This window comes from Gilliamella sp. N-G2 (assembly GCF_002142215.1).
In the GTDB taxonomy this organism is placed as follows: Bacteria; Pseudomonadota; Gammaproteobacteria; order Enterobacterales; family Orbaceae; genus Gilliamella.
The window spans coordinates 1-7,771 of the sequence record NZ_NAST01000044.1 but is presented as its reverse complement, the minus strand read 5'-3'; the positions used below and the strand labels follow the sequence as shown (position 1 = coordinate 7,771).

Genomic DNA, 7,771 nt, shown 5'->3' with positions numbered 1-7,771 from the left:
TTATATAATATTCAAATATATAATAATGTATATATAATTACTTAACATAATTAGAAAAGGAAATCTTAATGAATAAATTTTATAACATATATAATGTATTAGTGATTGGCTTAATCAGTTTATTTTTAAGTGGATGTCAACAGGCAATCAATACAAATAATACTTTAAATAATACTTCAAATGATAGAGGTATTGGAACGCAATGGGGCGATGGGGTCGAATCTCATGTTCGAGAAGTTAAATTAGCACGTATTAATAACACACCAATAGACGTTGCAGTAATTCATTATTCTAAGAAAGCATTTGTGCATGGAAAAAAAGTTCAAGAACTTATGCTTAATGGCGATGTTGGTATGTCAATAATTGATGATAACAATAATAAATGGTCGCTTTTTAAACAGGATGATGAAATCAATATGTCTGGTGAAGCGGGCAAAAATTATCAACTTTATTATGTCAATTATTCAAGAAATACTTATGAAATTGTAACAACTGTTGATGGACTAGATGTTATCAACGGAAAAGCAGGTTCATTGAACAATAATGGTTATATTTTAAGACCGTATAGTACGCTATCAATTAAAGGATTTCGAAAAAATGAGCGTGAAGTTGCCTCATTTACATTTTCGCAAGCATCTAAAGCTTATGCGAATCATACTGATGAAGGTTCAGCGAACAATATTGGGGTGATTGGTACAGCGATTTTCCAATTGGAAAATGGTAATCAATATAAGAAATCACCGAATTCTAACGCTTTCCCTGCCGATAGTTATAATAGCAAATATGCTAAACCACCAAGATACTAAGTTTAATCGAGTAAATTAAAGTTAATAAACTATTCCACCAATAATCATTGGTGGAATAGTGAAATAAAAAATCTAAATTTTCAAGAATAACTCTCTACTCTTAAAAGGTTTTGTACCTACATAAGGTTTTAAAGCCATTCGAGTAAAACGTTTAGCAGCTTTAAGTGTATCAATAGTTAGAAACTCTCTTTTACCCAAAGATAAGACTTGTTCGCCTGTGAAACTGGTACTATTTTGTAGCAAACTACTAATAAAACCTTTTTCTGATTGATATTGATAATACATGGTTTCAACAATATCATCGCCCGTTGCACTGCAATGAAAAAAGTCAACGTGATAGCCTAAATTCTCAAGTAATGCCAATTCAAAAGCACGCAACACATTTTCAGCCGGCACTTGTTGTGCCAATTGTTGTAGGCTCATCAAATAATCATCAAATAGCGTATTAGTTTCGGTTTCAGCCAATAAGACTCTATGTAATAGCTCATTTAAATAAAAAGCGCTGTATAGAAAAACCGATAAAAGTGGTAGTGTTAGTGATATTGCTTCAACCTGGCGCAAATTCTTAATTTCCCCTTGACCTGAATACTGAACAATCAATGGTGTAAAAGGTTGTAAAATTCCCTTCAATACTGATTTTTTACGTCTAGCCCCTTTAGCTAGAATAGTTACTTTTCCTACATTCTCAACAAATAAGTCAACTAATAAGCTACTTTCGCTATAGGTACGAGTATGAAGAACGAATGCTCTTTGCCAGTTTTCCATCAATGATTTCCGTTAATAAAAATGCTTGTTTTTATTCAAAAAATTAGAGTGATTAAAATTTGTATAATTTAGGTAATTTTTAATCTGAAATTTTGTTAAAAATCCGATATAATCAATAGTTAATTATAAGATAATAACAAAAGAGTAACTATGGAACTATTTTCAACAATATTACTTCTGGTCTTAATTGTATCACTTTCTGGTGTTGTTATAAAAATGTTGCCGATCCAAATCCCTTTGCCCTTAATGCAAATATTATTGGGTTGCCTTCTAGCTGCTTTGGGTGTGTATTTAAAATTTGATCCAGAACTCTTTCTCGTATTATTCATACCGCCCTTACTATTTGCTGATGGTCGAAAAACTTCAGTGAAAGATTTTGTTTACAATTTTAGAGAAATTGTCGGATTAGCATTAGTATTAGTAGTAATTTCTATTATTGCACTTGGATATCTGCTTTATTGGATGCTTCCAAATGTAGAATTGCCTGCTGCAATGGCATTAGCTGCTGTTTTATCTCCTACTGACGCTGTGGCACTTAGTGGAATTGTTGGTAAAGGAAGAATTGAAAAAGAAAAAATGGAAATTATTGAAGGTGAAGCTTTAATGAATGATGCTTCTGGTCTTGTTTCATTAAAATTTGCCATTGCTATAGCTGCTGGAGCTTTGCAATTTAATTTGATACAAATCAGTATTACCTTTTTTATAGTTGCAATTGGTGGACTTGCGGTTGGGGTTTTGTTTACTTGGTTATATGCACGTATCTTACGTAAAATAAACCAACTGACTCATAATGATCCCGCTATTCAAATAGTATTACTATTCTTGCTACCATTTGCGGCTTATATCATAGCTGAAGAATGTCATTGTTCTGGAATTCTAGCTGCTGTTAGTGCAGGTATGACAGTAAACCAATCTGGTATGATGCGCAATGCACCATTAACTGCTCGTCTACAATCTGATAGCACATGGTCAATGTTAACTTTCGTATTTAATGGTTTTGTATTCCTTTTATTAGGTATTCAATTACCAAGTATCTTATCAACCACCTTCACAGAAAATCAGACCGATGCTTCAATTGAATTATGGCAATTGTGTTTGATTGTTCTATTTGTTTTTGTAGTATTGATGGGCACTCGATTTGCATGGTTATGGGCGATGAAACATATGCCAACAATGCCTTTCGGTACAAAACGCCCTTTAGCATTTAGATCATATACGAATCGAGATCTTTGGATTTCTACTTTTGCTGGTGTTCGTGGTGCTATCACTTTGGCAGGTGTATTATCTATCCCAATGACTATTGGAGGGCGCTATCAATTGGTATTTATAGCCGCTGGCATTATACTGGTGTCATTGATTGCAGCAGTCATTATATTACCTATTCTATTACGAGGTAGTGTGATTCTTGATAATTCAGAACAAGATAATGAAATTTTAACTGTTAAAGGTCGAATGGCGGAAGAAGCAATTGTTAATTTAGAAAAAATGCAATCTAGTCTTTTACAAGAAACTTCTGACGCGGGTTTAGATCAAGAGATTATTCATGAAGTAGGATCGAGGGTAATTGGTTCATTAAGACGTAGAACAGGACTAAAAGATTTAGAACAAAAAGCGCTTGAGGCTGAAAACCTAGAAAGACGTATGCGTTTGGTGGCGATTGGAGCTGAACGTACAGCATTACTTCAAATGAAAATTCGCAATGAAGTAAGTGAAGAAACATATGAACATCTGAACACAGATTTAGATATTTATGAGAAGATGATTTCTGGAGATGCATAAATGATTGGCAACAAACACCAATTACTTGGCAAAATTCATTCTCAATTTGTCGATAAAGCACCACAAGTGTTAGGTTTAACTTTACGTTGTATACCTTTCAACTTGAAAAAACGAACGATTGAACAATTATTGCAATTACAATTCAAAAATTCGCTAGAAGATGGTGATCTTGATTTTTTAGAAAATCGTTGGCTTAAAATACAAGTAACAGATTTGCAATTAGTTTGGTTTGTTAGCTTAATTGACAACAAACTAATTGTGAGTCGTGAAGAAATTCCTGATGTTAGTTTCATTGGTAATGCTAACGATTTGATTATGATTGCGACTCGAAGACAAGATCCTGATACACTATTTTTCCAACGTCGACTAATTGTTGAAGGTGATACAGAATTAGGGCTTTATGTAAAAAACCTAATGGATTCAATTGAAATAGAAGCTATGCCGAAATTTTTAAGAATAACACTGGAAAAATTAGCAGATATTATTGAAAATGCACCTAAAAACTGAATCACACTAAAAAGGGAATAATAAATTCCCTTTTTTATTAACTGATATTATTTAGATATTAATTATTTTGAGTAAATAGTAATCATTTTTTTATTGAAAAATTAGTATTGATTAAATTAATATGCATATTAACGATGGATCATTACCTCGTTAATTATTCTCTACCTGCCCCATCTCTTACCGTTAAAACAATGTTAGCTTTGCAAAAATATAATGGAGAGAACCTATTATGAGTAATCTAACAAAAGCACTATTATTTTTTATTTCCTTTATCATTGCTATGCCAGGGTTTTGTGCTGATTTTTACAATAGAAATGAAGGTGATTATATTATCAATAACTTTCGATTTAACGATGGTAATACGATCAAAAAATTAAAAATACATTATGTCACACTCGGAAATCCTAAGGGTAAACCAGTTTTAATTTTACATGGCACAACTGGTGATGGTAATTCTATGCTTAATGATAGTTTCGGACATGCACTATTTGATAAAGGAAAACCGTTAGACGCTGAAAAATATTTTATTATATTACCTGATGCAATTGGTACGGGAAAATCATCAAAACCTTCTGATGAACTAAAAGGAAATTTTCCTCATTATGATTATGGTGACATGGTTAATGCTCAATACCAACTATTGAAAAATGGATTAGGCATAAATCACCTTGAACTTATTATTGGTAACTCAATGGGAGGCATGAACACCTGGTTATGGATAACTAAATATCCTGACTATATGACAGCTGCAATTCCAATGGCAGCAACCCCTGCCCCAATGTCTAGTCGAAATTGGATTATGAGAAAAATGCTTATCAATTCAATTAAAGAAGATCCTGATTGGAACAATGGTTTTTATACTAAACAACCAGAAAAATTTCAAACTGTTTATCATTATTATGACATAGCAACTAATGGTGGCGATATTGCTTGGCAAAATAAAGCCTATAATACGGCAAAAACAGAAGAAATATTATCAGACAAGTTAAAAGAACGTGTTAGCATGGATGCTAATGACTTTTTATATCAATGGGATGCGGCAAGAAACTTTGATCCAACTCAAGATTTAACTAAGATAAAAGCTTTTATTTTAGTCATTAATTCAGAAGATGATGAAAGAAATCCTCCAAATACAGGAGTGATGCAAAAAGCGTTAAAAGAAATTGTAGCAGCAAAATATTATCTAATTCCTGCCAGTGACAAAACAAGTGGCCATAATACAACGATGAATGCAAACTTTTGGATTGAGGAATTAAAAATATTTTTAAAAGAAATTGAAACCTATTACTAAATTAAAACAACGATTAAAGGTGAATATATCCCAATATTCACTTTTAATATTCTGATTAGTAATGCAAAGATAATATAACTTTTCAAAAACAAACATAATAAAGTAACAATATAAATTTCATCATGTTTTAACTATATCAAATATAGTCTTATTGAAAGATCAAACAATACCTTTTGATATAGATAATTAAAAATAAAATATAAAGTGATTTTATTCAAGTTATAGTTATCAGACATAATGTCGAATAAAAACATATAGCGATTTATTAGCTAATAATGACCTTAAAACATCAATAGTAATCAAGACATTTTATCTTTTTTTTCTATATTTCTTAAGTTTATACACTTCGACTTTAGGAGCCATCGCTTTTTTAATTGCTCTAGCTTCCTCTAATTTTATTCGCTCAAGTTCATTACGCTTTTCTTTCTCTTCTGCTGATAATTTATCTTTAGCTTCTTTACACTCTTGAATTACCGATATTGCTGATAGAAAAAATATACCAAGAAAGAAAATGATAAAAATACTTAAAAAAATATTATCTAACGGTGTTTCGTTGCCCGTTCCTCTACTAGAATGGAAAGTATGAAAAGAATAAGTACGAACACGGGGAACATATGTTCTATAATGAGCAGCACCATATGCATTTTGTATAACTGTAATAAAAAAGACCAAAACTAAGATAATTTTTGTTTTCATTATTTACACTGTTCACTAATAAACTTGTTGTCATTACCCTGAATTTTTTCTATTTGTCGATTTCTATCACATTCCCATTGTTTAGGTGGATACATCTCATTCCACGCTATCATCAACTTATTATCAGAATCAGATAAATTTATATTGTATTTATTCTGCATGTAGAAATATGTTCGTGCTATTACGCCTCGAATTTGTTGTCTAGGTTGAAAAACTCGTGCTTTAAAATCAACTGCAGATTGACATTGGCCATATTGACTAAATTCTTTGGTAAATTGTGAATATCTATAATTAGATCGGTCACCATTCACCTCACCAATAGCTGGTTGTAAATTATGCAGATCACCTTCCATTGCATTAAATATAGCATCCTGCTTACACCCTTTACGCCCCCCTTCTTGCCAACATTGCAAATGACGACCAAAATTTTCAGCAGGCATAACATGCTCCCATTCGATACGAGATGCTCTTTGTTCATTTTTTCTTGGTTTATAACCACATTGACTAAAATCTATAGAACCTTTTTTACCGTCAAATGAAAAGTTACATCCGCAATAAAATGTTGTTTGCTCAGGGTTTTCTTTATAGATTTTAACTAAATGAGTTTTGGCGGTGTTAAAATTTTGCTTACTAATTGCAACTATTGAAGATTCAACTTCAGCAGAAGCTAAAGCAGATTTTGGTTGCGATTTACCGAAAACAGCATAAGAATCAATCCTACATGTTTTGTTGGCTGATATACATGAGTTACCACAAGGTATGCCCTTTTTACAGTTTTTAGCATAACAATTTGCGCTCAAAACGAAACAAATAGCTAAAGCTAGACTAATTTTTTTTGCGAAATCCATTTCAAAATACCAATGTTAAAATAATAAATTATTTACATTCCATGTAAGCTAGCTCAAAAGCATAATCATCAACAAGATGGCTGATAACATCACACTATTTTTTAGATATCGACTTAAGAAGACTCACCGTTAAATAATTATTTTAATTCTGCTACTATCTGCTACTAATTAGTAAGCTTGATAGCTTACAATATAGCCAAAAGGTTGTTTTTTTATAAATTTAATTTAATTATAACAATAATTTAACTAAAAAATCAAGATAGTTTAATTGGTTTTAATTAGAGCTAAAATAAATCTACATAGTAGCGAAAATTGTAGTATAAAAATAAAAGATTTAAATTAAGTATCGATAAAATAGCAGTGATCAAACAAACTGCTATTGATATGTCAGGAGCCGACCAAGTCGGTAGAGGCGAATAATTTCTTTAAAGACAATAAAAAGGCTTATAAAAGGCTTTCCTGATAATTCAATATCGAACGTTGTTCTTGCTGTCGTCTATAGCTTTTAGTTTTCATACAATTTTTATATAAATAATGATAAATCTATTTTTTGATATGGGTTATTTTTATATTAAATCCATCTTCAGCTAAATCAACAAGATTAACATCATTCCCTTTATAGTGCTCAATCATAAACGGTCTTAAACGTATAAATATATCATAAAAACTTCTATCAACATGTGCTTCTATAGCTGAATCAAAATAAGTATGTATTAATTCCTTATCATCGTCTTCTTCGAAATAAAAACCAAAGTAGTGAGCTATACCTTTATTTCGCTTATCAACATCTGAAGTTTGTTCATTTTTTTCAATAAGATCAGGAACAAATTCGATACTGACGACATCATCTGATACTTTAATCTCGGTAAAAATAAAATGAAATAATTTTATATTTCCATCAATCACTACATCATCTTGAAGATAAACTAATAACATAATTATTCATCCAAATTAATTGTTCTTAAGATTCTAAACTCTTTGTTCAATACTAATACAAATAAAATAAATTTAGACGATTAGTTAATAACAACAAATATTATATAAAATAAGATAAAAAGCACATTAGCTATTTATTAACC

At 31.0% G+C, this 7,771-nt stretch carries 8 protein-coding genes; 4 read left to right on the top strand and 4 right to left on the bottom strand.

What is annotated here, in order from left to right; translation table 11 throughout:
* The first annotated feature begins 68 nt into the window (after positions 1-68).
* Positions 69-806 carry a hypothetical protein gene (locus B6C99_RS12520; protein ID WP_086360133.1) on the top strand — a complete coding sequence of 246 codons (738 nt, stop codon included), beginning with the start codon at positions 69-71 and terminating at the stop codon, positions 804-806.
* A gap of 72 nt (positions 807-878) precedes the next feature.
* Here the strand turns inward: B6C99_RS12520 and recO are convergent, their stop codons facing one another.
* Positions 879-1,571: a DNA repair protein RecO gene (gene recO / locus B6C99_RS12515; RefSeq protein ID WP_086360132.1), complete on the bottom strand. Its 693-nt coding sequence runs from the start codon at positions 1,569-1,571 to the stop codon at positions 879-881.
* Between the two features lie 150 nt (positions 1,572-1,721).
* Here recO and B6C99_RS12510 point away from each other — a divergent pair, with 150 nt between their 5' ends.
* From B6C99_RS12510 to B6C99_RS12500, 3 genes are all read left to right on the top strand, one after another.
* Positions 1,722-3,350, top strand: a complete 1,629-nt coding sequence (locus tag B6C99_RS12510; protein ID WP_086360131.1) for a Na+/H+ antiporter — start codon at positions 1,722-1,724, stop codon at positions 3,348-3,350.
* Positions 3,351-3,857 (top strand): SCP2 domain-containing protein, encoded by a 507-nt coding sequence (locus tag B6C99_RS12505; protein WP_086360130.1) that lies wholly within the window; start codon positions 3,351-3,353, stop codon positions 3,855-3,857.
* A gap of 229 nt (positions 3,858-4,086) precedes the next feature.
* Positions 4,087-5,148 carry an alpha/beta fold hydrolase gene (locus B6C99_RS12500; protein WP_086360129.1) on the top strand — a complete coding sequence of 354 codons (1,062 nt, stop codon included), beginning with the start codon at positions 4,087-4,089 and terminating at the stop codon, positions 5,146-5,148.
* Positions 5,149-5,457: 309 nt separating this feature from the next.
* Here B6C99_RS12500 and B6C99_RS12495 read toward each other — a convergent pair whose 3' ends face one another.
* From B6C99_RS12495 to B6C99_RS12485, 3 genes are all read right to left on the bottom strand, one after another.
* On the bottom strand, positions 5,458-5,844 hold the full coding sequence (locus tag B6C99_RS12495; protein ID WP_086360128.1) for a hypothetical protein: 387 nt from the start codon (positions 5,842-5,844) through the stop codon (positions 5,458-5,460).
* The gene (locus tag B6C99_RS12490; protein ID WP_086360127.1) at positions 5,844-6,692 is read right to left on the bottom strand and encodes an endonuclease; all 849 of its coding nucleotides are present in this window, start codon (positions 6,690-6,692) and stop codon (positions 5,844-5,846) included. The genes B6C99_RS12495 and B6C99_RS12490 overlap by 1 nt, the downstream gene beginning before the upstream one ends.
* Positions 6,693-7,235: 543 nt before the next feature.
* Complete coding sequence (locus tag B6C99_RS12485; RefSeq protein WP_086360126.1) at positions 7,236-7,628, bottom strand: hypothetical protein; 393 nt, start codon at positions 7,626-7,628, stop codon at positions 7,236-7,238.
* Positions 7,629-7,771 lie beyond the last annotated feature (143 nt).

What these genes read in the sequence shown, in the direction of transcription:
- B6C99_RS12520 (WP_086360133.1), top strand. Translation starts at nt 69, where the DNA reads ATGAATAAATTTTATAACATATATAATGTATTAGTGATTGGCTTAATC.
- recO (WP_086360132.1), bottom strand. Translation starts at nt 1,571, where the DNA reads ATGGAAAACTGGCAAAGAGCATTCGTTCTTCATACTCGTACCTATAGC.
- B6C99_RS12510 (WP_086360131.1), top strand. Translation starts at nt 1,722, where the DNA reads ATGGAACTATTTTCAACAATATTACTTCTGGTCTTAATTGTATCACTT.
- B6C99_RS12505 (WP_086360130.1), top strand. Translation starts at nt 3,351, where the DNA reads ATGATTGGCAACAAACACCAATTACTTGGCAAAATTCATTCTCAATTT.
- B6C99_RS12500 (WP_086360129.1), top strand. Translation starts at nt 4,087, where the DNA reads ATGAGTAATCTAACAAAAGCACTATTATTTTTTATTTCCTTTATCATT.
- B6C99_RS12495 (WP_086360128.1), bottom strand. Translation starts at nt 5,844, where the DNA reads ATGAAAACAAAAATTATCTTAGTTTTGGTCTTTTTTATTACAGTTATA.
- B6C99_RS12490 (WP_086360127.1), bottom strand. Translation starts at nt 6,692, where the DNA reads ATGGATTTCGCAAAAAAAATTAGTCTAGCTTTAGCTATTTGTTTCGTT.
- B6C99_RS12485 (WP_086360126.1), bottom strand. Translation starts at nt 7,628, where the DNA reads ATGTTATTAGTTTATCTTCAAGATGATGTAGTGATTGATGGAAATATA.